At 71.7% G+C, this 21,943-nt stretch carries 24 protein-coding genes and 1 tRNA gene; 10 read left to right on the plus strand and 15 right to left on the minus strand.

Going from position 1 to position 21,943, the window contains the following annotated elements:
- Positions 1 to 3 precede the first annotated feature (3 nt).
- The 3 genes from HHL19_RS12650 to HHL19_RS12660 all read right to left on the minus strand — a co-directional run bounded on the left by HHL19_RS12650 (position 4) and on the right by HHL19_RS12660 (position 1,536).
- The gene (locus HHL19_RS12650; RefSeq protein ID WP_169088711.1) at positions 4 to 477 is read right to left on the minus strand and encodes a succinate dehydrogenase hydrophobic membrane anchor subunit; all 474 of its coding nucleotides are present in this window, start codon (positions 475 to 477) and stop codon (positions 4 to 6) included.
- Positions 478 to 485: 8 nt separating this feature from the next.
- Positions 486 to 866: a succinate dehydrogenase, cytochrome b556 subunit gene (gene sdhC, locus HHL19_RS12655; RefSeq protein WP_148005862.1), complete on the minus strand. Its 381-nt coding sequence runs from the start codon at positions 864 to 866 to the stop codon at positions 486 to 488.
- 193 nt (positions 867 to 1,059) lie between these two features.
- Positions 1,060 to 1,536 carry a 2-oxo-4-hydroxy-4-carboxy-5-ureidoimidazoline decarboxylase gene (locus tag HHL19_RS12660; protein ID WP_240981585.1) on the minus strand — a complete coding sequence of 159 codons (477 nt, stop codon included), beginning with the start codon at positions 1,534 to 1,536 and terminating at the stop codon, positions 1,060 to 1,062.
- A gap of 299 nt (positions 1,537 to 1,835) precedes the next feature.
- Between HHL19_RS12660 and HHL19_RS12665 the strand changes: the two genes are divergently transcribed.
- From HHL19_RS12665 to HHL19_RS12675, 3 genes are all read left to right on the plus strand, one after another.
- Positions 1,836 to 3,476 (plus strand): glycoside hydrolase family 20 protein, encoded by a 1,641-nt coding sequence (locus HHL19_RS12665; protein WP_169088713.1) that lies wholly within the window; start codon positions 1,836 to 1,838, stop codon positions 3,474 to 3,476.
- Positions 3,477 to 3,581: 105 nt separating this feature from the next.
- The gene (locus HHL19_RS12670; protein WP_169088715.1) at positions 3,582 to 4,214 is read left to right on the plus strand and encodes a DUF4328 domain-containing protein; all 633 of its coding nucleotides are present in this window, start codon (positions 3,582 to 3,584) and stop codon (positions 4,212 to 4,214) included.
- 66 nt (positions 4,215 to 4,280) lie between these two features.
- Entirely contained in the window at positions 4,281 to 4,811 is a 531-nt protein-coding gene (locus HHL19_RS12675) for a hypothetical protein (RefSeq protein ID WP_169088717.1), read from the plus strand.
- Between the two features lie 16 nt (positions 4,812 to 4,827).
- Here HHL19_RS12675 and HHL19_RS12680 read toward each other — a convergent pair whose 3' ends face one another.
- Positions 4,828 to 5,568: an ATP-dependent Clp protease ATP-binding subunit gene (locus HHL19_RS12680; RefSeq protein ID WP_169088719.1), complete on the minus strand. Its 741-nt coding sequence runs from the start codon at positions 5,566 to 5,568 to the stop codon at positions 4,828 to 4,830.
- 368 nt (positions 5,569 to 5,936) lie between these two features.
- Between HHL19_RS12680 and HHL19_RS12685 the strand changes: the two genes are divergently transcribed.
- Together HHL19_RS12685 and HHL19_RS12690 are read left to right on the plus strand one after the other, a co-directional pair.
- Positions 5,937 to 6,635, plus strand: coding sequence for an RNA polymerase sigma factor (locus HHL19_RS12685; RefSeq protein WP_169088721.1), 699 nt, complete (start codon positions 5,937 to 5,939; stop codon positions 6,633 to 6,635).
- Positions 6,635 to 7,711: a hypothetical protein gene (locus HHL19_RS12690; RefSeq protein WP_169088723.1), complete on the plus strand. Its 1,077-nt coding sequence runs from the start codon at positions 6,635 to 6,637 to the stop codon at positions 7,709 to 7,711. The genes HHL19_RS12685 and HHL19_RS12690 overlap by 1 nt, the downstream gene beginning before the upstream one ends.
- A 172-nt stretch (positions 7,712 to 7,883) precedes the next feature.
- Here the strand turns inward: HHL19_RS12690 and HHL19_RS12695 are convergent, their stop codons facing one another.
- Positions 7,884 to 8,804, minus strand: coding sequence for a L,D-transpeptidase family protein (locus HHL19_RS12695; RefSeq protein WP_169088725.1), 921 nt, complete (start codon positions 8,802 to 8,804; stop codon positions 7,884 to 7,886).
- Between the two features lie 202 nt (positions 8,805 to 9,006).
- Between HHL19_RS12695 and HHL19_RS12700 the strand changes: the two genes are divergently transcribed.
- Positions 9,007 to 10,587, plus strand: coding sequence for a methylmalonyl-CoA mutase family protein (locus HHL19_RS12700; RefSeq protein ID WP_169088727.1), 1,581 nt, complete (start codon positions 9,007 to 9,009; stop codon positions 10,585 to 10,587).
- Positions 10,588 to 10,755: 168 nt separating this feature from the next.
- Here HHL19_RS12700 and HHL19_RS12705 read toward each other — a convergent pair whose 3' ends face one another.
- Positions 10,756 to 10,938 carry a DUF397 domain-containing protein gene (locus HHL19_RS12705; RefSeq protein ID WP_169088729.1) on the minus strand — a complete coding sequence of 61 codons (183 nt, stop codon included), beginning with the start codon at positions 10,936 to 10,938 and terminating at the stop codon, positions 10,756 to 10,758.
- Positions 10,931 to 11,740 (minus strand): Scr1 family TA system antitoxin-like transcriptional regulator, encoded by an 810-nt coding sequence (locus HHL19_RS12710; protein WP_169088731.1) that lies wholly within the window; start codon positions 11,738 to 11,740, stop codon positions 10,931 to 10,933. Before HHL19_RS12710 ends, HHL19_RS12705 begins: the two co-directional genes overlap by 8 nt.
- 110 nt (positions 11,741 to 11,850) lie before the next feature.
- On the opposite strand from HHL19_RS12710, the gene HHL19_RS12715 reads away from it, so the two are divergent.
- The 4 genes from HHL19_RS12715 (at position 11,851) to HHL19_RS12730 (ending at position 14,025) form a co-directional block, all read left to right on the plus strand.
- Complete coding sequence (locus tag HHL19_RS12715; protein WP_169088733.1) at positions 11,851 to 12,111, plus strand: hypothetical protein; 261 nt, start codon at positions 11,851 to 11,853, stop codon at positions 12,109 to 12,111.
- Between the two features lie 419 nt (positions 12,112 to 12,530).
- Positions 12,531 to 12,630 (plus strand) — tRNA-OTHER (locus tag HHL19_RS12720).
- 58 nt (positions 12,631 to 12,688) lie between these two features.
- The gene (locus HHL19_RS12725; RefSeq protein WP_169088735.1) at positions 12,689 to 12,832 is read left to right on the plus strand and encodes a hypothetical protein; all 144 of its coding nucleotides are present in this window, start codon (positions 12,689 to 12,691) and stop codon (positions 12,830 to 12,832) included.
- A 218-nt stretch (positions 12,833 to 13,050) separates the two neighbouring features.
- Positions 13,051 to 14,025, plus strand: a complete 975-nt coding sequence (locus tag HHL19_RS12730) for a methyltransferase domain-containing protein (protein ID WP_346768295.1) — start codon at positions 13,051 to 13,053, stop codon at positions 14,023 to 14,025.
- Positions 14,026 to 14,112: 87 nt separating this feature from the next.
- Here HHL19_RS12730 and HHL19_RS12735 read toward each other — a convergent pair whose 3' ends face one another.
- The 8 genes from HHL19_RS12735 to HHL19_RS12770 form a co-directional block, all read right to left on the minus strand.
- On the minus strand, positions 14,113 to 14,376 hold the full coding sequence (locus HHL19_RS12735) for a hypothetical protein (protein ID WP_169088739.1): 264 nt from the start codon (positions 14,374 to 14,376) through the stop codon (positions 14,113 to 14,115).
- Positions 14,373 to 14,606: a hypothetical protein gene (locus tag HHL19_RS12740; RefSeq protein WP_169088741.1), complete on the minus strand. Its 234-nt coding sequence runs from the start codon at positions 14,604 to 14,606 to the stop codon at positions 14,373 to 14,375. The genes HHL19_RS12735 and HHL19_RS12740 overlap by 4 nt, the downstream gene beginning before the upstream one ends.
- 37 nt (positions 14,607 to 14,643) lie before the next feature.
- Positions 14,644 to 15,585, minus strand: coding sequence for an N-acetylmuramoyl-L-alanine amidase (locus tag HHL19_RS12745; protein ID WP_169088743.1), 942 nt, complete (start codon positions 15,583 to 15,585; stop codon positions 14,644 to 14,646).
- A 68-nt stretch (positions 15,586 to 15,653) separates the two neighbouring features.
- Positions 15,654 to 16,376 (minus strand): hypothetical protein, encoded by a 723-nt coding sequence (locus tag HHL19_RS12750; RefSeq protein WP_169088745.1) that lies wholly within the window; start codon positions 16,374 to 16,376, stop codon positions 15,654 to 15,656.
- Between the two features lie 13 nt (positions 16,377 to 16,389).
- Entirely contained in the window at positions 16,390 to 17,520 is a 1,131-nt protein-coding gene (locus HHL19_RS12755; RefSeq protein ID WP_169088747.1) for a hypothetical protein, read from the minus strand.
- Complete coding sequence (locus tag HHL19_RS12760) at positions 17,517 to 18,602, minus strand: hypothetical protein (RefSeq protein WP_169088749.1); 1,086 nt, start codon at positions 18,600 to 18,602, stop codon at positions 17,517 to 17,519. The genes HHL19_RS12755 and HHL19_RS12760 overlap by 4 nt, the downstream gene beginning before the upstream one ends.
- Before the next feature lie 15 nt (positions 18,603 to 18,617).
- Complete coding sequence (locus HHL19_RS12765; RefSeq protein WP_169088751.1) at positions 18,618 to 19,514, minus strand: phage tail domain-containing protein; 897 nt, start codon at positions 19,512 to 19,514, stop codon at positions 18,618 to 18,620.
- Between the two features lie 2 nt (positions 19,515 to 19,516).
- Positions 19,517 to 21,934, minus strand: coding sequence for a phage tail tape measure protein (locus tag HHL19_RS12770; protein WP_169088753.1), 2,418 nt, complete (start codon positions 21,932 to 21,934; stop codon positions 19,517 to 19,519).
- Positions 21,935 to 21,943 lie beyond the last annotated feature (9 nt).

The following is a 21,943-nucleotide window of genomic DNA, read 5'->3' on the forward strand; positions in this document are numbered from 1 at the left end:
TGCCTAGCGGATGTTCGGGTCGAAGGTGAAGATCACCAGCGTGCCCAGAAGGATGGTGAACACCGTGGCGGTGTACAGCAGGCCCTTGAGCCACAGGCGCGTGTTGGCACGCTCCGCGTAGTCGTTGATGACCGTGCGGAGGCCGTTGGCGCCGTGGAGCATGGCCAGCCACAGCATCAGCAGGTCCCAGACCTGCCAGAACGGGGACGCCCAGCGGCCGGCCACGAAGGCGAAGCCGATCTTGGAGACGCCGCCGTCCAGGAAGAGCTGGATCAGCAGGTGGCCGAGGACGAGGACCACGAGGACCACGCCCGAGAGGCGCATGAAGAGCCATGCGGCCATCTCGAAGTTGCCGCGGGTCGCGCGCGGGGTCTTGCCCGTGCGCTTGCGGGGGGCCTCGATGTACGGGGCGGGGTTGTCCACGTCGAAGGAAGCGCCCTCGACGGGACCGATCGCGGAGGTGGTGTCAGCGGACATGAGGCGCGTCAGCTCCCGAACAGTTCACGTGCGGCGTGGCCGAGGACGGGGTACAGCGAACCCGCCATCAGGACGACCCAGACGCCCACGACGGTCCAGAGCATCTGCTTCTGGTAGCGGGGGCCCTTGGACCAGAAGTCCACGGCGATGACCCGGAGGCCGTTGAGCGCGTGGAAGAGGATGGCGGCGACCAGGCCGTACTCCAGAAGAGCGACGATCGGCGTCTTGTAGGTCGCGACGACCTCGTCGTACGCCTCGGGGGAGACGCGGACGAGAGCGGTGTCCAGCACGTGTACGAACAGGAAGAAGAAGATGAGGACGCCGGTGACTCGATGAGCCACCCAGGACCACATTCCTTCCCGGCCGCGGTACAGCGTTCCAGCCGGCACGGAAAAACCCTCCGGGAGCGGGGATCGGGGCCCGGCCGGCTTCTCTGTCGGTCTGGCCCGGCCGGGTACGGTCCACCGGCCCCGGTCATCGTAGCGACGACTTGTCGGTTCGCTCGCGCGGGGTCCTTCAGTGTGATCAAACAGGCACGGACGGGCTATCGTCCGAGGCAGATTCGGGCGATTCCGGGGAGAATCACAGGTTCCAGCGGCTGTGGGTGAGCCCCTGGGTGAGCGTGAAGGCGAGCCGGGACCGGGCGAGCCGGCGCAGTTCGTCGGCCGCGACGGCGCGCTCCTCCTCCGGTTCGTTGCCGAGACGTGACCGGATTCCGGCCAGGACCACGTCAAGTCGCTCGCTCGGACGCACCCCGTCGAGGCTGATGACGAACGCGTGGCCGAAGCGGCTCTCGTACGCGGCGTGGGCGGCGCGCAGCGCGGTCCGGGCGGCCGGCGGCGCGTCCGGGTGCGGCAGCGCGGAGGACTCGGCGGCCAGCGCCTCGTCGAGGTCGGCGCCGGTGAGGTCGTACCCGGCCTCCTCGGCGGCGGCGAGCAGGGCGTCCACCGTGGGGTAGGGCCGGTGGGCGGCGATCCGCTCGGCCCAGCGGCGGCTGTGGCAGCACGAGAGCAGCAGCTCCACGGCCTCGGCCGGGGCGGCGGCGTTGAGCGGCAGCAGGCCGTGCGGGGCGCCGGTGGACTTCTGGGCGGGTATGGCAGGCGCGTCCGCCGGACCCGGCTTGCGGCAGGGGGCGTGGGTGTCGCTGGTCAGCGTGGGCTCCGGGACGGCGGGACGAATGGGGTGGACGTGACGCAACGTTATCGACGGGACGGGGGAAGTGTCCGACGAGTGCGCGAATTTCACCCGGAAGAGAGGGTTTAGGAACGTGTGATGGACGTGAAGGTTCCGTTCCGGCGGGTGGGGGAGGCCCGCCCGGCGATTGGCCGGGTCAGCCCGGGTGGGGGAGGATGCGTGGGATGCGGTACTCCCCACGGGGCCCCCTGCGCGGCCCGGCTCTCCTGGCGGCCGCGGTGGCCCTGACCACCGTGGCGGCCTGCTCGAACGGCTCCCCCTCCGGCGCGGACTCCCCGTCACCCTCCGGTACGGCCCCGGCCGCGACGACCTCGGCCGCGAAGCCCACCACGACGCCGACGCCGAGCCCGACGCCGAGCCCCACGCCCACCCGGACCTACCCGCTCTCCCGGGCCCCCCGCACCGTCCCCGCCGTCCGCTCCCACGAGCCGGCCCGCGGCCCCGGCTGGAAGCCCGCCGCGAGCGCCGGGGTCGTCCTCGGCGCGGACAGCGCGGGCCTCGCCGACGAGGGCCGGCTGCTCGCCGAGGAGCTGGGCCTGCGCTACCGCGGCGAGGCCGCCGCCGGACCGGGCGACGTCGAGCTGGCGCTCGGCGGGAAGGGCGCCGCCGAGTCGTACACGCTCACCGTGAGGGACGACCGCGTCCGGATCACCGGACCCGACGAGGCCGGCGTCTTCTACGGCACCCGCACCCTCAAGCAGTCGGTGAAGGGGAGTGGCGCGATGCCCGAGGGCACCGTCACCGACCGCCCGGCCAAGCCGCAGCGCGGACTCAACGTCGACATCGCCCGCAAGCACTTCACCGCCGCCTGGCTGGAGGACCGGATCCGGGAGATGGGCGACCTCAAGCTCAACCAGCTGGGGCTGCACCTCTCCGACGACCAGGGCTTCCGCATCGAGTCCGACTCGCACCCCGAGGTCGTGTCGGAGCGGCACCTCACCAAGGCGGAGGTCCGCCGGATCCTCGCGCTCGCCGCGAGCCGGCACGTGACCGTCGTCCCCGAGATCGACTCGCCCGGACACCTCGGCGCGGTCATCGCCGCCCACCCGGACCTCCAGCTCGTCAGCGCGAGCGGCCGCACCCCGCGCGGCGCCGTCGACATCTCCGACCCGGCCGCCGCCCGGATCGTCGACGACCTGCTGCGCGAGTACACCGCCCTCTTCCCCGGCGCCTACTGGCACCTCGGCGCCGACGAGTACGTCGCCCTGATGGCGAAGGACCCCGAGGCGACCTACCCGCAGCTCGCCCGCGCGGCCCGCGAGGCGTACGGCCCCTCCGGGCGCGTCCAGGACCTGGCGACCGACTGGCTCAACGACCGCGCCGCGACCGTCCGGCCGACCGGCAAGACCCTCAAGGCGTGGAACGACGGCTTCTTCGCCGGCGGGGTGGTGAGCGCGGCGAAGGACATCGAGGTCGAGTACTGGACGGGCAAGGAGTACGGCGCCCGGCCCCCGCTCCCGTACCTCCAGGCAGGGCGCCGCCTGGTCAACCTCAACGACGAGTACCTCTACTACGTGCTCGGCGAGCCCAACGCCTTCACCTACCCGACCGGCCGCCGCATCTACGAGCAGTGGACCCCGCTGGTCGTCCGCGGCACCACCCCCGTCCCGGCCCGCTACGACGCGCAGATCCAGGGCGCCCGGTTCGCCGTCTGGTGCGACTTCTCCAACGCCCAGACCCAGGACCAGGTCGCCGCCGGCATCCGCCTCCCCCTCGCGGCCCTCTCCCAGAAGGTCTGGGACCCCCGCAAACCCGCGCAGACCTGGTCCGAATTCCGCGCGCTGGCGACGCAGGTACGCGGCTGAGCTGCGGTTTTCCCTGGACGGAACGCTTCCGTCTGACATAGGTTCCGGCGCGACCCCCTTGGGGGAGGGGGCGCTTCCGATCACATGTTCCTGGGGGGAACCTTCATGCTGCGCAATCCCAACGGCCTGGCGTACGCCGTCATGGTCCTGCTGGGCGTCGACGTCTTCTTCGACCTGCTGCTCGCGGGTGACGAGGTCTGGACGCTCGCCGACCCGGAGGCCGCCTACGAGACGACCACCATCGCCGGGCTCGACCCGGTGATGGCGGCGCTCGCCTCCGGCGTCGCCTATCTGGCGACCGTCGTCGTCTTCCTCGTCTGGTTCCACCGGGTCCGGAAGAACGCCGACGTCTGGGCCCCCGACATCCACAGACGCACGCCCGGCTGGGCCATCGGCGCCTGGTTCATCCCGTTCGCCAACCTGTGGATCCCGCGCCAGATCGCCGTGGACGTCTGGCGGGCCAGCCGTCCCGACCCGTACGCCGCCGACGGCGCCCGGGAGCTCACGCTGCTCAACTCCTGGTGGACGTGTTTCGCGGTGGGGGCGGTCGTGGACCGGATCTCGAACACCCTCTACAAGCGGGCCGAGACGCTGGACGCCTGGACCACCGCCGCGGCCTGGTCCCTGGCGGGATACCTCTTCACCATCGCCGCCGGTGTCCTCGCCATCCTGTTCGTACGCCGTCTGACCTCTATGCAGCACACCAGGGCCACTGGCATGCTTTCGGCCGCCAAGTGACGAGAAAGCGCCCTTCGGCGCAGAAGTGGACGTAGAGAGTCCGCATCGGGTGGCGAGGAGGCGTCCATGACGTCGAGTACGGGTCGGAGTCTGGTGGAACTGATCGACGGGACCGACGGACGCGGCCTCGCCGCCGCCGGGCTCGCCTGTCTGGACCGGTGCCTGCCGCTGCTCGCGCCCGACCGCGCCGAGGTGCTGCGGCCGGTGTGGGCGGCGATCGCGCGCGCGGACGCCGCCGCCTGGGCCGAGGCCGTCGGCAAGGCGCGGGTCGAGCTGGACGGCGCGGGCGGCGAGGCCGCCGGCGACGGCGGGGTCGTCACGATGGTCCGCGCGATGGCCGACGGGATGCCCGCCGAGTGGGCCGAGGGGCCCCTGCGCGCCTGGGCCGAGCGGTGCTCGACCGTGGCGCTCACCGTGCACCGCCTGTACGACGTGGGCGAGGAGGGCCCCCTGCACTCCGGCGAACTCCGCCGGCAGCTGGCCGTCCTCGACGCGGTCGCCCACGGCCCGACGGGACTGCGCCGGGCGCGTGAGCTCTCCGTCGAGGGCGGCCGGGTGCTGCGCGCGGTGGTCTCCCGCCGGGCGCGCACCGCCTGAGGTCCGGGCCCGGGGCTCAGGCCTCGGTGGGCGCCTCGACCGTCGCGGAGGCGACGAGCTCGGCGAGCTGCCGCTCCGCCACCGCCTTCTCCAGGCCGAGGCCGCTCAGCACGCCCCGGCCGTCCTCGTGCTCCAGGAGCGCGAGGAGGATGTGCTCGGTGCCGACGTAGTTGTGCCCGAGCCGCAGCGCCTCGCGGAAGGTCAGTTCGAGCACCTTCTTCGCCGCCGCGTCGTACGGGACGAGCGGCGGCACCTCCTCGGCGGCCGGCGGCAGCGTCGGCGTGACGGCCTCGCGCAGCTGTTCGGCGGTGACGCCCTGGGAGGTGATCCACAGGACGGCGAGCCCCTCGGGCTCGGCGAGCAGGCCGAGGGCGAGGTGGCCGGGGACGGTCTCCGCGTTCCGCGCGGCGATCGCCTCGTTCTGCGCGGCGACGACGACCGCGCGGGCGCGCGGGGTGAAGCGGGCGAACCCGGCGTTCGGGTCCATCTTCTCGGCGTCGGGCTCCTTGGGGACGAAGCGCTTCTGGGCGGCCTGGCGGGTGACGCCCATGCTGCGGCCGATGTCGGTCCAGGAGGCGCCGGAGCGGCGGGCCTGGTCGACGAAGTGGCCGATGAGGTGGTCGGCGATCTCGCCGAGGTAGTCCGCCGCGATGACCGCGCCGGAGAGCTGGTCCAGCGTGTCGGGGTGGACCTTCTTGATCGCTTCGATGAGTTCGTCGAGACGGATGCTGATCTGAGGAACTGCAGGCTGCGTCATGAGGCAACCTTAGGTTGACACCTCTTGGGTGTCAACGATCGGTTGACAGTCCTTCCTGGGGTACGCGCCGGAAAAGGGAGACGACCGGGGCCGCCACCCCCCACAGGAGAGGCCCCGGTCGTCGACCACGGAGCCGCAGCACGGCTCCGTACTCCATACAGCGCCGGGCATGCGGTTTCTGTCACACCGCCCGCGCCGGAGCGAAGGTTGCAAGTTGCACAAGGTGCCCGTACCGCGTGGACGCGGCACCGGGAATCGACGTAGCGTGCTGGAGCACGAAGCGGACCCGGCGGCGACGACCAGCCCCGACTCCGCCGGCGACGTGCTGACGCGCGCGCAGGGCGCGACCGACGAACAGGGTTTGGGGAGTGCTGGGGGACGACGCGGAGCTGACGGCCGCGGTGCTCGCTGCGCAGAACGGGGACGAAGACGCCTTCCGTACTGTGTACCGCGCCGTGCACCCCCGTCTGCTGGGCTACACGCGCACGCTGGTCGGAGAGGCCGACGCCGAGGACGTCACCTCGGAGGCCTGGCTCCAGATCGCCCGCGACCTCGACCGCTTCGGCGGCGACGCGGACCGCTTCCGCGGCTGGGCGGCCAGGATCGCCCGCAACCGCGCCCTCGACCACCTCCGGATGCGCGGCCGCCGCCCCGCCTCCGGCGGCGACGAGACCGAGCTGACCGACAAGCCCGCCGAGTCCGACACCGCCGGCGAGGCCCTGGAGGCGCTCTCCACCGGCGACACCATGCGGCTCATCGCCCGCCTCCCGCAGGACCAGGCCGAGGCCGTCGTCCTGCGCGTCGTCGTCGGCCTCGACGCCAAGTCCGCCGCCGAGGCCCTCGGCAAGCGCCCCGGCGCGGTCCGCACCGCGGCCCACCGCGGCCTGCGGAAGCTCGCCGAACTCCTCGGCGTCGACCCCGCCGCGGCCGGAGCGGACCCGGGCGAGAGAGCCGGCGACGGGCCGCCGGGCCTCGACGGAGTACCCCCCCAACGCGGCCGGAATCCCGGGTTCACAGCCCCCGGCGGTGTGACGCATTGGCGTCCGCGTACGCAGAAGGACATGTGATGGCCGACGAGCGGTACCAGTGGCTCGATCCCGATGCCGCGGAGCGGCTGCTCCGGGGTGAGCCCGTCGACCCCGCAGACCCCGCGGACCCCGTCGCCCGCACCGGGGCCGCGGCCCTCGCCGACGCCCTCGACACCGTCCGCGTCCCCGCCGCCCCCGCCCCCGGCGTACCGCTCGCCGGCGAAGAGGCCGCCCTCGCCGCCTTCCGCACCGCCACCACCGCCCGCGCGGCAGCCGCCGCCCGCACGGCGGCCCCCGGCGCGGCCCGCCGCTGGGGACGCTCCCTGCGGTACGGGCTCGCCGCCGCGCTCGCCGCCGTCACCGTCGGCGGGGTCGCCGTCGCCGCCGGCACCGGGGTCCTCCCGCTGGTCGACCGCGAACCGTCCCGTACGGCCACCGCCGCCGACCCCGCGATCCCGACCGGCGACCCGGGCGAACCCACCGCCGGAATCGAACGCCGCCCGGACCCGTCCCGGAACGCGGACCCGGACCGGCCCACCACCACGCCCGCCCCCGGCACCAGCCCCACGGCCGGGCCCGAGGACGGCACCTCCGCGACCCCCCGCCCCGGCGCCACCCCCTCCGGCGAGCGCTCCGGCGAGCGCTCCGGCCGCGACGAGGGCGACGCCGCCGACAGCCGCGACGCCGGCACCCGCGAGGCCAGGACCAGCGCCTGCCGCGAGTACCGCGCCGGCCGCCTCGACGACGCCGGCCGCGAACGGCTCTCCGCCGCCCTGCGCGCCGACGAGTCCCTCCGCGCCTACTGCGACGCCCTCCTCGGCCCCGCCACGGAGAAGGCCGACGGAGGGAAGGCCGACGGAGGGAAGGCGGAAGACGACGCGGAGAACGGCGACCAGGGCAAGGGCGGGGACAGGGACGAGGAAGGCCGGGAGACCGGCACGGACCTCGGCCGCGGCACCGTCCCCTCCCCCTCCGACCCCAGCCGCAAGCGCGGCCGCGGCGGCAGCACGGACAAGCCCGACCCGAAGGACCGGCCCAAAGCCAAGCCGAGGGCGAAGACGCAGGTCACAGCGGTTTCGCAGCGGCCCGCGGCAGCCGCGGCGACGCGGGTGTGACACTTTCGGGCCCGTCGGCGCAGTACTGAGTGAGCCGACTGGTCATCGGCCGCGCAGAGAGCCGGGGTTCCCCCCGTACCTACGGCTCCGCGCACCCGGCGCGGGTGGGGCACGTTCCCCCGGCCCCACCCGCGCCCCTTCTCCTCTCCCGTCCCGCTGCCCGACCCATCCGCTACCAGTGGACGACGACCTTGTCGCCGACCTTCACCTGGTCGAAGAGGGCCGCGATCTTCGCCCGGTCACGGACGTTCACGCAGCCGTGCGAGGCCCCGTTGTAGCCGCGGGCCGCGAAGTCCGCCGAGTAGTGCACCGCCTGGCCGCCGCTGAAGAACATCGCGTACGGCATGGGCGTGTGGTAGATCGTCGACGTCCACTTCTCCGCCTTCCAGCCCACCGCGAAGGTGCCCTCACGCGTCGGCGTGTTCTCCGAGCCGAAGCGCACGTCCATCGACGACACCACCTGCCCGTCGATCATCCAGGCCAGCGTCCGGCTCTCCTTGCTGATGCAGAGCACCCGGCCCTTCATGCAGCGCGCGTCCGGGGTGTCCAGCTTGTTGGTGGTGGACGGCTTCAGCTCGTCCGCCGTCGGCTTCTTCGACATGCCGAGCAGCCGCTGCCAGGTCGTCTCGTCCACCGAGCCCGTCGCGGGCAGCCCCCGCTTCTTCTGGAAGGCCGCGACGGCCTTCCCCGTGATCGAGCCGTAGAAGCCGGTGGGCGCCCGGTCGAAGTAGTCGAGCTGCCGCAGCCGCGCCTGGAGCTCCCGCACCCGCTCGTTCTCGTCGCCGTCCTTCATGAGGATCTTCACGGCGGGCGTGGGGGCGGGAGACGACGGCTTGGAGTCCGACCCGCCGGACGACGCCGAAGCACTGGGCGTGGGCGTGGGGGTGTGCGTGGGCGTGGGGGTGGAGGTGGGCGACGCGGCGCTGCTCGCCGGCGCGGGCGTGCTGGTGGCCGGGACAGGCGCCTGGGACGTCGGCCCCCCGGACCCGGCCCCGCTCCCGGACCCGGCCGCCTGGGCCGTACAGCCCGTGGCGACGAGCGCGACGGCGGCGGTCGCGAGCACGGCTCTGCGTATGACGGACGAACGCTTCATGGTGGCCCCCCGGGGAACTCGACTGTGCCCATAGGGATGCTTCCCGCGCGCCCGCGGTTGCGCACCCACGCGGGCGAAGCGTCGATGTTGTGAGGAAGGTCCCAGCCTGCTGGCCTCCACCGGACAGCGCGCCCGCCGCTACAGTCCGTCGCGAGGGTCGGTACACGGAGCGCGGCAGTACATCACACGGGAGGCACAGCACATGGCACGCGAGTCGGAGTCGGGACTGCCCATCGAGCCGGTCTACGGCGCGGAGGCCCTGGAGGGCTGGGACCCGGCGGAGAAGCTGGGCGAACCGGGTGCGTACCCCTTCACGCGAGGCGTGTACCCGTCGATGTACACCGGACGGCCGTGGACGATGCGGCAGTACGCCGGCTTCGGCACCGCCGTGGAGTCCAACGCCCGGTACAAGCAGCTGATCGACAACGGCACGATGGGACTGTCGGTCGCCTTCGACCTGCCCACCCAGATGGGCCACGACTCCGACGCGGCGATCGCCAGCGGCGAGGTCGGCAAGGTCGGCGTGGCGATCGACTCCGTCGACGACATGCGCGTGCTGTTCGACGGCATCCCGCTCGACAAGGTGTCGACGTCGATGACGATCAACGCCCCGGCCTCCCTCCTGCTGCTGATGTACCAGCTGGTCGGCGAGGAGCAGGGCGTGCCGGCCGAGAAGCTCACCGGCACGATCCAGAACGACGTGCTGAAGGAGTACATCGCGCGGGGAACGTACATCTTCCCGCCGAAGCCGTCGCTCCGCCTGATCGCGGACATCTTCAAGTACTGCAAGGCCGAGATCCCGAAGTGGAACACGATCTCGATCTCCGGCTACCACATGGCCGAGGCCGGCGCCTCGCCCGCGCAGGAGATCGCGTTCACGCTGGCGGACGGCATCGAGTACGTCCGCACGGCGGTGGCGGCCGGCATGGACGTCGACGACTTCGCCCCGCGCCTCTCCTTCTTCTTCGTGGCCCGCACGACGATCCTGGAGGAGGTGGCGAAGTTCCGCGCCGCCCGCCGGATCTGGGCGCGGGTCATGAAGGAGGAGTTCGGCGCGAAGAACCCCAAGTCGCTGATGCTCCGCTTCCACACCCAGACCGCCGGCGTACAGCTGACGGCCCAGCAGCCCGAGGTCAACCTCGTGCGCGTCGCCGTCCAGGGCCTGGCGGCCGTCCTCGGCGGCACGCAGTCGCTGCACACCAACTCCTTCGACGAGGCCATCGCCCTGCCGACGGACAAGTCCGCCCGCCTGGCGCTGCGCACCCAGCAGGTCCTGGCGTACGAGACGGACGTCACGGCCACGGTCGACCCCTTCGCCGGCTCGTACGTGGTCGAGAAGATGACCGACGACGTCGAGGCGGCCACCCTCGAACTGATGGCGAAGGTCGAGGAGCTGGGCGGCGCGGTCAACGCCATCGAGCGCGGCTTCCAGAAGAACGAGATCGAGCGCTCGGCCTACCGCATCGCCCAGGAGACCGACTCCGGCGAGCGGGTCGTCGTCGGCGTCAACCGCTACACGATCGACGTCGAGGAGCCGTACGAGCCGCTCCGCGTCGACCCGGCCATCGAGGCCCAGCAGGCCGACCGCCTCGCCAAGCTGCGCGCCGAGCGCGACCAGGCGGCCGTCGACGCCGCCCTCACCGCCCTCAAGAAGGCCGCCGAGGGCACCGACAACGTCCTCTACCCCATGAAGGACGCCCTCAAGGCCCGCGCCACCGTCGGCGAGGTCTGCGACGCCCTCCGCGAGGTCTGGGGCACGTACACGCCCAGCGACGTCTTCTGACCGTCGGACGATCGTGCGCTGATTTTCCGCTGATCATCCGCCCGTTGAAACTTAAAGCGGAGTGTCGTACCGGTGTGCAGCCGTACCGGTAAAACACTCAGCGTTTGACCTGCGGAAACGCGACGGCCCCGCCTCCCAGTCAGGGACGCGGGGCCGTTCTGCGCCTGCTCAGTCAGCGAGGCCGGACGCGTACGCGGTGAACGATGACCATGCTGCCGGCGCCACGTTGAGCGTGCCCGCATCATGATCCTTCGTGTCCCGTACGAGGACGCGGGGCGTGTTGTCCGCCACCTCGACGCAGTTGTCGTTGGAGCCGCTGTACGTGCTCGTACGCCAGGCGGGTTCAGTCATCGTGCGTCCCCAGTGCAGTGCGGATGATCTCTCGTGACGCCTCGATGCCCTCGGCCTCGGCGTGGAGCCGATCATAGATCCTCTGCCACGTGTCGACCTCGCTCGGATCCTGCATATACCGACCCGTGACGAACCCCTCGGTGTAGGCCGTACGCGTTCCGTCGTGAGCCGTCAGCAGGCTTATGGAGCCCGGGATCGAGGCTCGGCCCGTTCGGAGTACCTGAACGTGCAGGCGGGGCCGCTCCGAAGCGTCCAGGAGTGCGCCAAGCTGCTCGCGCATCACCTTGCGCGACCCTATAACTCGGTAGAGCGCCGCCTCATCCAGGATGACCCACAGCCACGGCGGGTCATCCCCCTTGAGTACCTCTTGCCGCTCGATGCGTCGCGCGACGTCCGCGTCGACATCGGTTCGCTCGTCGGGGTCGGCTAGCAGCATGATCGCTCGCGCGTACTCCGGCGTCTGAAGAAGTCCCGGAACGACGAGAGAGTACTCATGGATGGAGCGGGCCCGGGTCTGGTCACGCAGGAAGCCAACTGCGTAGTCGCGATACGCGCTCTGCTCGCGGATCGTGAGGAGCGCGATTAGAGCACCGGCGAGGTCGAGAACGTCGTCGATGTTTCGGCCGAGCTTGAGGTCGGGCGGGGTCCCGCCCTCGATTTCGCTGATCTTCGTATCGCTGGTGAACACCTTTTTGGCAAGGTCGACTTGCCGCCACCCCTTGGTCTTTCTGGCCTCGCGAATCAGGTTGGCGATGAACGCCTCGATGGATTCGCTCGGGTCGATCTCTTTTGCCGCTGGCATAGTCGCCATTCCTAGATCGCCGTCAGGAACCGAAATCCTTTCCAGGGTAGGCCGGTTGGCGGCAGGGTGAAGCCATTCCGGAGCACGCCCCGCAAGGAGGACCGCAGCCGATGAGCACGCCTACGATCGCGCCGAGCACCGCGCCGCCCGCCACACCGCTGATTCGCCCCGTGAGCACCGCCGAGGCCGGCGAGGTCTTTCGCGAGCTCCGGACCGCAATGGAGGCCGCCGGCTTCCCGACGCAGGGGCTCTACCGCGAGCAGCGGGGGACCCAGTACGGGCCCATGCACATCTTCGGATTGGGCGAGGTCACCGTCGCCGGGGCGAAGCGTCTGGCGGCGATCCTGCGGGCCACTCGGCGGCAGCCGTGAGGTACCGCGTAGACGACGTCCTGACGGACGGGACGCGGGCCCTCGCGGGCCAGGTGCGCGCCGTGAACGGTGACCTCCTCACCCTGGCACGACCCGGAGGCATGGAATGGACGGTGAACGCGGCCGACTGTTGGGCGGCGAGCCCGGAGGAGCGCGAGGCCCTGAATCCGAAGGGGGCAATCAGGCTGATCGGGGAGTGCCTCACTCCCGTACAGCCACCCTCGCACTGTTCCTGACCTTCGTGGCCATCGGCGCCGGTGCCGCCGCACTTGCGATCCGCTTCACCTAGCCGCCTCGCCCCGGATTGGAGCTTCCGGGGCGAGGTACCCGACCCGGCCCCGGGCGACCCGTTCCCAGCCCGGGGCCGACCGCAGCACCGCCGCCCCGACGTGTCCCCCGCTGCCGGGGCGGCGGCTCCACCCCCAGTAGCTCAGTCAGGTAGAGCCCGACGGCGAAGTACCCAACTGTCTCCCATCGCCCCGTCGTCGACGACCCCGGTTCGAGTCCGGGCATGGGGACTCGGCCCCCCGGTTTCGGGGACGGCCGTTCCGAGCACCACCCAACCGAAGGAGTGATCATGTCGGGCAAGCACGGCGGCGGTTCGGGCAGCGGATCCGGCGGCAGCCAGCAGGACGACAGCAACAGCGGCCGGCAGCACGGAGGCGGCGGCTCGGAGACGAGCGGCGGGAACTCCTCCGACGGTTCCGGCCCCGCGAAGTAGGGGAGCACGTGAGCACACGCGTAGAGGCGGCGGGCCCGGAGGGGCTCGCCGCCGCGCTCGTCGCATCGGGCGCACTGCAATCCGACTGGTTGCCCACGTACCGCGCCGTCCCACGGGCCCTGTTCGTCCCGGCCCGGGTCTGGCCCGGTATCCCCGAGGGCACCGAGCAAGGGTCGCTCGTCAACCGCGAGGCGGACCCCCGGGCGTGGCTCGGGGCCGTGTACTCGAACGTGCCGCTCACCACGCAGTGGGACCAGGGCGAGCACCAGGGCGACGAGAAGGGCACCACGCCGACGAGCAGCAGCTCGCTTCCGTCCATGGTGTTCGCGATGCTTGCCGACCTCGACGTCGAGGACGGGCACAGGGTGTTGGAGATCGGCACGGGGACCGGATGGAACGCGGCCCTCCTTGCGCACCGGCTCGGCGCTGAGAACGTCGTCAGCATCGAATACGACCCGGCCGTCGTCGAGCAGGCCCGGGAGAACCTCGCCGAGTTTGGGCGGCCGTCGCCGCTCGTCGTGACCGGCGACGGCCGGGAAGGGTTTGCCGACCGGGCACCGTACGACCGGGTGATCGCCACGGCGTCGGTCGGGGAGGTGCCGGCCGCGTGGATCGAGCAGATGGTCACTGGGGGCGTGATCGTCGCTCCTTGGGGGCCGCTGTACGGCGGCGAGGCCATTGTGCGCCTCACCGTCGGTGACGACGGGCACGCCCGGGGGCACTTCACCCGCTCGTCGGCGTTCATGCGGATCCGGCAGCAGTCGCCGGAGCTTCCCGAGCCGAATGCGTACTTCCGGGGCCGGAAGTGGCCAGCCGACGGGCAGCGCAGCATGACCACCCTGTCGCCCACGGCCCTTGACGGATGGGTCGAGCAGTTCATCATCGGGTTGCAGGTGCCCGGGGCGTTCTGGCGGACAGAGCGGTACGACGACGGGGCGTACACCCTGTGGACGTACGACCTCGACGGGAAGTCCTGGGCGTCAGCGGACTACGAGCCGGGGCACAGCCGGTTCGAGGTCGTGCAGGAAGGTCCCCGGCGCCTGTGGGACGAGGTCGAGGCTGCTTACCGCTGGTGGAACGGCAGGAGCCGGCCGGGGTTCGAGCGGTTCGGGTTGACGGTCGGGCCCCGGGGCACGATGGCGTGGCTCGATGACGAATCCTGCCCGGTGCCAGGCGCCGAGTGGCTTCGGTGAGGGCCCGGACATGACGAAAGCGGCCCCACCCCCGGGAGGGGGTGGGGCCGCTTTCGCATCCCCGCGTGTGCGGGGAACAAGAATGGGTTACCGCGTGGCGAGCTGCCACAGGGCCACCACGACGCCGGCGAGGGCGGTCAGGGCGGCGATGGACGCGAGGGGCCAGCGGGCGCGTTCGAGGGCGTCGAGGCGGGCCTCGTGGTCGGCGAGCTGCTTGTCGGTCTGGTCGCCACGCTGGACGAGCAGGGCGAGCGAGCCGTCGACGCGGGCGAACCCTGCTTCGAGGGCGCCCCGGAGCCGCTCCAGCTCGACGGCAACGGCGGCCGGATCGGACGGGGTGGGGATGGTCACCGGCCGCCCCCGTTGTCGTCGACCAGGCCGAGGCCGAAGCGGTCGAGGAACACCTCGACCGAGGGCAGCGCCATGACGCGGGCGAGGCCGCCGGCGACGGCGAGGAAGCCGGCGACGTACGGCAGGGTCGCGGGGATGCCGGACGCGGCGACGATGCCGGGGGCGGCGACCGCGAGGGCGGCGGCGGCCTGGAGCAGGGTGCGGACGATGCGCTTCGTGGCGGCGGACATGCGGGGTTCCTCCTGTGTGGGGGTTGGGTGGAGCGGGTCAGGGGGTGATGGTGAAGCCGTGTCGGGCCGCGAGGGCGGCGAGGGACGCGCGGCCGGGGATTCCGTCGGCGGCGGCGCCCCGGTAGCCCTGGCGGGCCTGCCAACGGGCGTACGCCGTGCGGGTGGCGGTGCCGAAGTGCCCATCGACCAGGGAGCGGGCGAGCAGCCCCTCGGCGGCGAGGGCGGCCTCGACGGTCCGGGCCCCGGCGTACGAGACGGGGGTGCCCTTCTGGGCGGGGTCGCGGCGGGCGGCGGCGATCAGGCGGGAGAGGCTGACGACGGGCTTCTTGGGCGGGGTCGGCTTCGGCTTGGCCGGCGGAGTCGGCTTCGGCGCCGGGGGCTTGGGCTTGTCGTCGAGGCGGGCGTCGATCCGGTCCCGCATCGAGGCCATGGTGAACCCGACGGGGTCCGGCTTGCCCGGCTGCCACTCGCGGTGGCCGATCACGGAGCGCGCGCCCCAGCCGTGCATGCGGCAGACGGCGGCCGACGCGCGGGCGATGGCGTCGAGCTGGACCTCGGGCCACGGGTCGGCACCGTCGCCGAGGTTCTCGCACTCGAACCCGTAGAAGTGCCGGTTGCCGTCGGTGGTCGCCTCGTTGTCGGTCGGGAGTGGTTCCTCGGCGATGACGGCCCGGAGTACGTCCGGGTCGCCGCTGCCGGCGTGGTTGGTGCGGCCGTAGCCGATCAGGTGCACGGTGCCGTCCTTGGCGATGACGCCGTGACACAGCGGGCCCGGCAGGGTGCTGTGTCCCTCGCGGCAGATGCGCACCGTGGCGGCGGTGCCCTTGGTGACGGTGTGGTGCACGACGACGCCGTGCACGGGGCCCCACGGGCCCTTGTGGTTCCTGTTGTGGGTCTCCCAACCGGGGTAGGTGATGACGTTCAGACCCTCGGCGCGGAGCGCGGCGAGGAAGCGGGCGGCGGTCGCGGGCGCGGCCATGGGGTACCTCCGAGAATGCGGAAGGGCCGCCCGGCGCGGTGCGCGGGACGGCCCTCGGGGGAAGGGGGTTAGGACTGGATGCCGTACAGGTAGCGGGTCATCGCGCGGACGGTGCCGGTACCGGCGGTGACGCGCACCTGCAACTCGAACTCGACGCCCTTGCCGAAGGAATAGCCGGGGACGGGCCCGCCGCCGGCAAGGGTCTGGTCGACAGTTCCGGTGATGACGACCGTGCCGTCGACGAGAAGCCGGAGTTGGGCCGAGACGCCGGAGGGGCGGGCCATGACGGCGTAGATCCAGACTCTCGGGTGCTGGACGAGCCCGCGCGACCGGCCAATCGTGGTCCACGCGGTGGACGCGCTACCTGGCCACGACGCGGTGGCTTCGTCCTGGGGGATGGGCAGCGGAAGGTAGGGGCGGGCGAGGCCGCCGGCCGGGTCGACGGTCTCGCCGGAGAGCAGCTCGTTCCCGGCAGCGTCCATGATGCGTACGGCCTGCGACTGGGCGGGGTCGGCGAGGGGTCCGCGCGAGACGCTGATTGCGACGGTGCCGTCGTCGCGGCGGATCATGGTTCCGAACTCCCCGATAGCAGGGAAGATCTCGCCGACGCGGAAGGTGGTGTGCCCGTTGTCGGGGTCGAGGACGGACAGGGCGCCGCCCTCGCCGACCACGACGTCGCCGTTGAGGACCTGGTCCATGGCTGGGCGGATCTGTGAACGGCCCCTCAGCTCGCGTACCTCGGCCTCCAGGCGGCGGATGCGGTCGAGGAGGTCTAGGGGGATTGCGGCCACGTGGGGGTGCCTCCTAGGCGGAGAGGGCCGCCGGGGCGGCGTTCGGTTCGAGGAGTAGATCGGCGGTTTCGGGCCGGCCGCGCTCGGCCGGGGTGGTGGCGAGGCCGATCAGGCGATACCGGGCGTCGAGCCCTTCGGGGAACCACTCGTCACGGATCCGGAGCCGGATGGTGGAGCCGAGCAGGCCGGGGGAGATGCCGGAGCCGTCGAGGCGGACGGACACGGTGGGGACCTGTGTGGTGGTCCACGCGCGGGAGAGGTCGGCGCGCGCGTGGCCGTCGAGGGTCGCTTGCCTCTCGACGCTGGTGTAGTCGCTCGTGCCGTCGAGGCGTGGCCAGCCGCCCGGTTCGACGGCCCCGTCGATGAAGACGGGGGTGGACATGAGCGGGTACGACGCTTCGGTCTGGTTGCGGTTGATCGAGGCGCCCCGGGAGTACCAGTGCGTAGCGCGCGCGGTGCCGTCCTCCGGCATCCGGTAGTCGATGACCGGGCCCGGCGAGGAGAGAACCAGCTCGGTGCGGCTGCTCCGGATGATCGGGTACCCGAGCTGTAGCGACTTCACCCGGCGGCCGGACGTGTCGCGGTACGTTCGCACCCGCCATTCGAAACCCCCCTCGACGTTCGCGAGTTGGTCGAGAAGGTCGCGTACGACGAACAGGTCGTAGCGGGAGTACGTCCGGTCGCGGAGTACGCCGGACGTCTGCGTCCAGTCAAGTTCGATGCCGATGTCGCCGCCCTTGGTCGACTGCACCCAGTCGACAAGCTGCCGGGCAATGTCGAACTGATCGACCCCGGTTCCCGTCCACCCGTCCGTGAGCAGGCGGTGTGCGAGGAACGAGTCGAACGTTGCGGCCTGGACAGCGAGGGCGCCCGGACGGCCCCGGGACGGCGGGATGATTTCCCGGGTCCATACGATGCCGCCCCACCACACGTCGCCGCCGCGCTCGATCCACACGGCCGTACGGGCCGGGATGACGGCTTCGCGTGCGCGGCGCGCCATGTCCCGGCCGGCCACGGGGATGGAGAACTGGGCGCCGCCGGTCTTGCCGATGTAGTCGTCGCATTTGATGCCCTGTGCGGGGAGCACATCGAGAACCTGGTCGGTGCGCAGGTCGCACAGGATCACCCGGTAGAGGCCGCTCATGCGGGCCCCTGCCAGATGAGCCCCGCCCGGGTGTACGACGACGGGATACCGGTGAGCGCGTTCGAGTTGTAGACCTGCATCTCGACGTAATCGCCTGCGGCCATGACCAGGGGAAGGGCGTTCGAATCGCCCATGCTGCCGGTCGACGACGCGACTACGGACATCTGAATGACGTTGCTGTCATCGCCGTTGATCCGCACCCTGGTACGGCAGTTGGCGGCGCCGCTCGGCCACGTCTGAGAGGTGTAGACGACGTACAGGCCGGCGACAGGGGCGACGAGCCGGGTGGACTGCGCGGACGACCACATGATCGCGTCGGTACGGGCGGGCGCGGAGTTCCAGACGACGCTGGTGTACTGGTTGGCGGACAGGCCGTAGGTGCCCGACTTCGTCACGGAGACGTAGTGCCGTTCCTCGGTCGGCATCCATGACGTCCCGTTCCATCGTTCGATGCCGCGTCCGCCGTCGCGGAACTGGCCCGGGTAGGCGCCGGGCGCGGTGGGTGCGCCGACGAGGATGCCCCCGACGGCGACGGTGCCCGTGCGGCGGTCGGTGATCGCGGTCCCCCAGTCGATGCCGCCGGTTCCGGCGCTCGCGCCAGCCGGTACGCGGACCTGGGCGAGGGCGATGGCGGCGGCCGGGACGGTCGGGACGACCGGGGTTGCTGCGGCGGCGCCCTGGATGATCTCGATGGCGCCCTTGGTTTCGGCGCCGCCGTCGACGGCCCCGTCGTAGATCCGGAGCACGACGAGATCGAACCGGGGGTTGGACGCGTTGCCGTCGGCGAAGGTGATCGTCAGGGCGGTGTCGAGACTGACCGGGTAGGCGCCGGCGGCCTCGGTCGACTGGATGAGCGCGCGGCCGGGGGCCACGGACGCGGTCATGGTGCCGGGGCCGGTGCCGGTGACGGCGAGGCCGGCAATGGGGGTGGCGCCGTTGGGTGATCCGGGGATGACTCCGGAGAGGGACGTCAGGCGGCCTGTCGGGGTGAAGGTGCCGAGCGGGGCGAGGCGCGTGTCGGTGCGGGTCTGCCCGCCGGCCGCGTCGCCCCGGTTGGTCAGCCATGCGGAACGCACGGGCATCGGGGAGGGTCCTTCCTACCAGTAGGCGGAGCGCCATGTGATGGCGCATCGGGCGTTGGGGGTGTGTGTTTCGGCGCGGAAGGCGAGCGACGTCGTTCCGGGGGCGAGGGTGAAAGCGCCTTCGGGCACGCTGCGGGACGTCGCGGTGTAGAGGCGCGAGGCGGAGTTGTTGAGGGTGACGGTCCCGGCGCGGGTGTCGACGACAAGCTGTTCGTTGGCGGCGAGGGTGATGTCGTACTCCAGCGTCCGGCCGTCCTCTTGGGAGAGGCGCGGTGCGGTCACGGGGCCGGTGAACGTGATGATCGGCGAGGTCTCGGCGTCGCCGCCGTTGATGACGCCCATGTTGCCGGTCGCGCCTCCGACTCCCCAGTCGAGGTCATCGGCCCATTCGAGGCCGGTCGTCCCGGCCCATTCGAGGCCCGGCTCGGGTGCCGGTAGGCCGGTTGCGACGTGCTGCTCGTCGACGCCGTATCGGCGGGGGTCGGATGCCTCCCACTGGATCGCGGCGCCGAGGATCGTCCCGACCGTGTACCCGTTGGCGACGGGGACGTTGCGGCGGACGGCGCGCGCGTTGACGAGCAGGGGCCCGCGCTCGTCCAGCCATACGACGAGCGGTACCTCGTCGAGGCGGGGCACGGTGCCCGCGTTCAGGGCGGCGACGGCTCCGCCGATCTGATCGCGGGGGGCCCGCACCATCAGGTCGAGGCCGATGGTGCGGGTCTGGGCGAGCAGGGCGCCGGGGTAGGCGCCGTGTGCGTCCGGGCGGAGTGCCGAGGAGGAATCGAGTGCGGGCATCTCTTCCCACCCGCTCAGCGCGCGCCACCGGTAGGGGGTGCCGGTGCCGAGCAGGAGGTCGCCGTACTGGATCTGTCCGGGGCCGGTGATCAGGCTTCCGAGGTCGGTGGCTCCCATGATCACCCCCGGCCCTTAGACGCCCATTCGAGGGCCTTGGCGTTGTCGTCCGGGCTGCCGTTCTCAGCGGCGTGCCAGTGCTCGATGTGGAGTCGTGCACCCGGCGCGGTGCCGCCTGCGGGCCCGTACGGCGAGGCGCCGGCGAGGGCCGGGGCGCCCATGCCGCCGAACGAGGGCAGGGTCGGGGTCGGTACGAGGGTCTCCATGGCTCGGGCGACCATGCCCTTGGTGCGGTCGATGCCCCGGACGAGGCCCGGCGGGATCCATCGGCCGATCTTGGCCATGACGCGCGAGGGGCTCGCGATTCCGAGGGCGGAGGCAATCGGGCCGGGAATCATCGTCTTGGCGAAGGAGACCAACTGGCCCTTGAGCCACCCGCCCATGCCCTTGATGCCGTTCCACAAGCCCTGGATGAGGTTGCGGCCCTTCTCGACGAGCAGGCCGCCGAGGTCACCGATGCCGTTGGAGATGGACGCGGGCAGGCCCCGGGCCCAGTCGACCAGGGCGCGGCCCTTCTCGATGGCTCCGGCCTTGGCGCGCTCCCAGTGCCCGGAGATCGTCCCGGCGATGTTCCAGCCGGAGAAGTAGCCGACGATCCGGCCGGGGATCCCTCGGATCCACTCCGTCAGGTCGTTCCACAGGCGCTTGGTGCCGTCCTTCGTGGCCTGCCACTTCTGGGCGATGGTCTCCCAGATCTTCCAGGACGTGAACCACTCCACTGTGGCCTTGCCGGCTCCGGTGACGGTCTCGACGATCCAGTCCCAAGCGGCCTCGGTGGCGGCGACGATCTCATCCCAGTACTTGACGATCAGGACGACAAGGCCGACGACGGCGGCGATGACGAGACCGATGGGGCCCATGGCGATCAGCCACGCGGCGGCCATCCGGGCGGCCTGAACGAGGGACTGCGTGGCCATGAGGACCCACTGACCGACGACGACGGCCCCGGCCCATAGGGCCCGTCCGGCCATCGCCACCCAACCGCCGATCGTCGCCCACGACGATGCCACCTGAGTAGCGGCCGAGGTCACGGACGCGGTCGCGGTGGTGACCCACCCGGTGACCACTGCGGTGGCCGTGATGCCCTGCTGAATCGCCCACTGAATCAGAGCAGGCAGGATCACGACCGTGATGGCCGTGGCGATGCTCAGGAAGATGCCGGAGTTGTCGGCGACGTACTGCCCGGCCGTGGCGAACCCCTTGCCGATGGCGACGGCGGCGTCGGCTCCGGTCATGAGCGCGGGCACAACGTACGCGCCAATCACGTCGACAACGCCCTGCATCAGTCCGCGCTTGAACGCCTCGAAACGGTGCGCGGCGGTGTCGCGCATCATGTTGCCGGCGGCGTCGGTGGCGCCTTCGATCTTGCCGAGCGCGCTGACCGCGTTGGAGGGGTCGAGGCCGAGGATGGCCTTTTGCATGTCTTCGGATTTGGTGCCGAACAGGCCGAGGGCGATTTCGGATTGCTTCGCCGGGTCCTTGATGGCCCGGAGCCGATCCATGACCTGATCGAGCGCGGCGCCGGCCTTCGGGCCGCCCTCCTGAAACACCTTCTGCATCTGCTCGCCGTTCAGGCCAAGCGCCTTGAACGATTCCGCAGTTGACTCGCTCATGCCCTGGGCCATGAGCGTGAATTCCTTCAACGCATCGGCCACGGTATCGGCGTCGCGGGCGCCGCCCTGGAGCCCCTGAGAGAGCAGGCCCATAGCGGTCTCGGCGTCGAGACCAAGCTGACGGAATTCGGTCGGATACTCCGAAAACGTGTCCAAGAGGTCTTCGGCGACGTCGACGCCGGTCTGTGCGCCCCGGGTGAGGACGTCGAGGGCCTCCTCGGCGGAGTCGGCCAACCCGTTCTTCATCATCGTGCCGACGGCCCGGGTGACGCGGGACACGTCCTCGCCCATGACGCTCGCTGTGTCGGCGACGCGGCGGCCGAGCGTGGACATCTGCTCTTCGGTTGCCTCGGGCGGGAGCAGGCCGCCCCGGGCAATGCCCTTGATGATCTCGGCGCCCTGCTCGACCGACTCGATGATCGCGTCGGCGTACAACTCGCCGGCGACATCGCCGTACTGCTTCGCCACGGCCGGGGTCGCGCCGAGCTGGGCGCCGAGGTTGGCCTCGATCTGCCCTTGCTGCATGGCCTCGGAGATGCCGACCATAAGCGCGGCGCCGACGGCGGCGCCGACGGCGGCCCACCCGAATGCGGCGAGGGCTCCGGAGCCCTGCTCGGCTCCCTGCTCGGCGCCGCCCTCGATGCCCTTGGCGAGGGCGTCTCCCGCTTCGGCTCCGGCCTGCTCGGCCTCGGACACGATGCTGTCGCCGGTCCGGGCCATGGCGGCCTCGGTGCGCTGCATTCCGGCGCGCGCCTCGGAGTCGTCGACGCTGATGGTGGCGAGCAGCTCGCCCACAGTCAGGGCCACGCCGGATCA

Source organism: Streptomyces sp. R302 (genome assembly GCF_012927245.1).
Taxonomy (GTDB): Bacteria; Actinomycetota; Actinomycetes; order Streptomycetales; family Streptomycetaceae; genus Streptomyces.

What these genes read in the sequence shown, in the direction of transcription:
- HHL19_RS12710 (WP_169088731.1), bottom strand. Translation starts at nt 11,740, where the DNA reads ATGCCAGCGGCAAAAGAGATCGACCCGAGCGAATCCATCGAGGCGTTC.
- HHL19_RS12705 (WP_169088729.1), bottom strand. Translation starts at nt 10,938, where the DNA reads ATGACTGAACCCGCCTGGCGTACGAGCACGTACAGCGGCTCCAACGAC.
- HHL19_RS12690 (WP_169088723.1), top strand. Translation starts at nt 6,635, where the DNA reads ATGGCCGACGAGCGGTACCAGTGGCTCGATCCCGATGCCGCGGAGCGG.
- HHL19_RS12665 (WP_169088713.1), top strand. Translation starts at nt 1,836, where the DNA reads ATGCGGTACTCCCCACGGGGCCCCCTGCGCGGCCCGGCTCTCCTGGCG.
- HHL19_RS12760 (WP_169088749.1), bottom strand. Translation starts at nt 18,602, where the DNA reads ATGCCCGTGCGTTCCGCATGGCTGACCAACCGGGGCGACGCGGCCGGC.
- HHL19_RS12745 (WP_169088743.1), bottom strand. Translation starts at nt 15,585, where the DNA reads ATGGCCGCGCCCGCGACCGCCGCCCGCTTCCTCGCCGCGCTCCGCGCC.
- HHL19_RS12740 (WP_169088741.1), bottom strand. Translation starts at nt 14,606, where the DNA reads ATGTCCGCCGCCACGAAGCGCATCGTCCGCACCCTGCTCCAGGCCGCC.
- HHL19_RS12680 (WP_169088719.1), bottom strand. Translation starts at nt 5,568, where the DNA reads ATGACGCAGCCTGCAGTTCCTCAGATCAGCATCCGTCTCGACGAACTC.
- HHL19_RS12670 (WP_169088715.1), top strand. Translation starts at nt 3,582, where the DNA reads ATGCTGCGCAATCCCAACGGCCTGGCGTACGCCGTCATGGTCCTGCTG.
- HHL19_RS12755 (WP_169088747.1), bottom strand. Translation starts at nt 17,520, where the DNA reads ATGAGCGGCCTCTACCGGGTGATCCTGTGCGACCTGCGCACCGACCAG.
- HHL19_RS12650 (WP_169088711.1), bottom strand. Translation starts at nt 477, where the DNA reads ATGTCCGCTGACACCACCTCCGCGATCGGTCCCGTCGAGGGCGCTTCC.
- HHL19_RS12725 (WP_169088735.1), top strand. Translation starts at nt 12,689, where the DNA reads ATGTCGGGCAAGCACGGCGGCGGTTCGGGCAGCGGATCCGGCGGCAGC.
- HHL19_RS12715 (WP_169088733.1), top strand. Translation starts at nt 11,851, where the DNA reads ATGAGCACGCCTACGATCGCGCCGAGCACCGCGCCGCCCGCCACACCG.
- HHL19_RS12700 (WP_169088727.1), top strand. Translation starts at nt 9,007, where the DNA reads ATGGCACGCGAGTCGGAGTCGGGACTGCCCATCGAGCCGGTCTACGGC.
- HHL19_RS12765 (WP_169088751.1), bottom strand. Translation starts at nt 19,514, where the DNA reads ATGGGAGCCACCGACCTCGGAAGCCTGATCACCGGCCCCGGACAGATC.
- HHL19_RS12675 (WP_169088717.1), top strand. Translation starts at nt 4,281, where the DNA reads ATGACGTCGAGTACGGGTCGGAGTCTGGTGGAACTGATCGACGGGACC.
- HHL19_RS12695 (WP_169088725.1), bottom strand. Translation starts at nt 8,804, where the DNA reads ATGAAGCGTTCGTCCGTCATACGCAGAGCCGTGCTCGCGACCGCCGCC.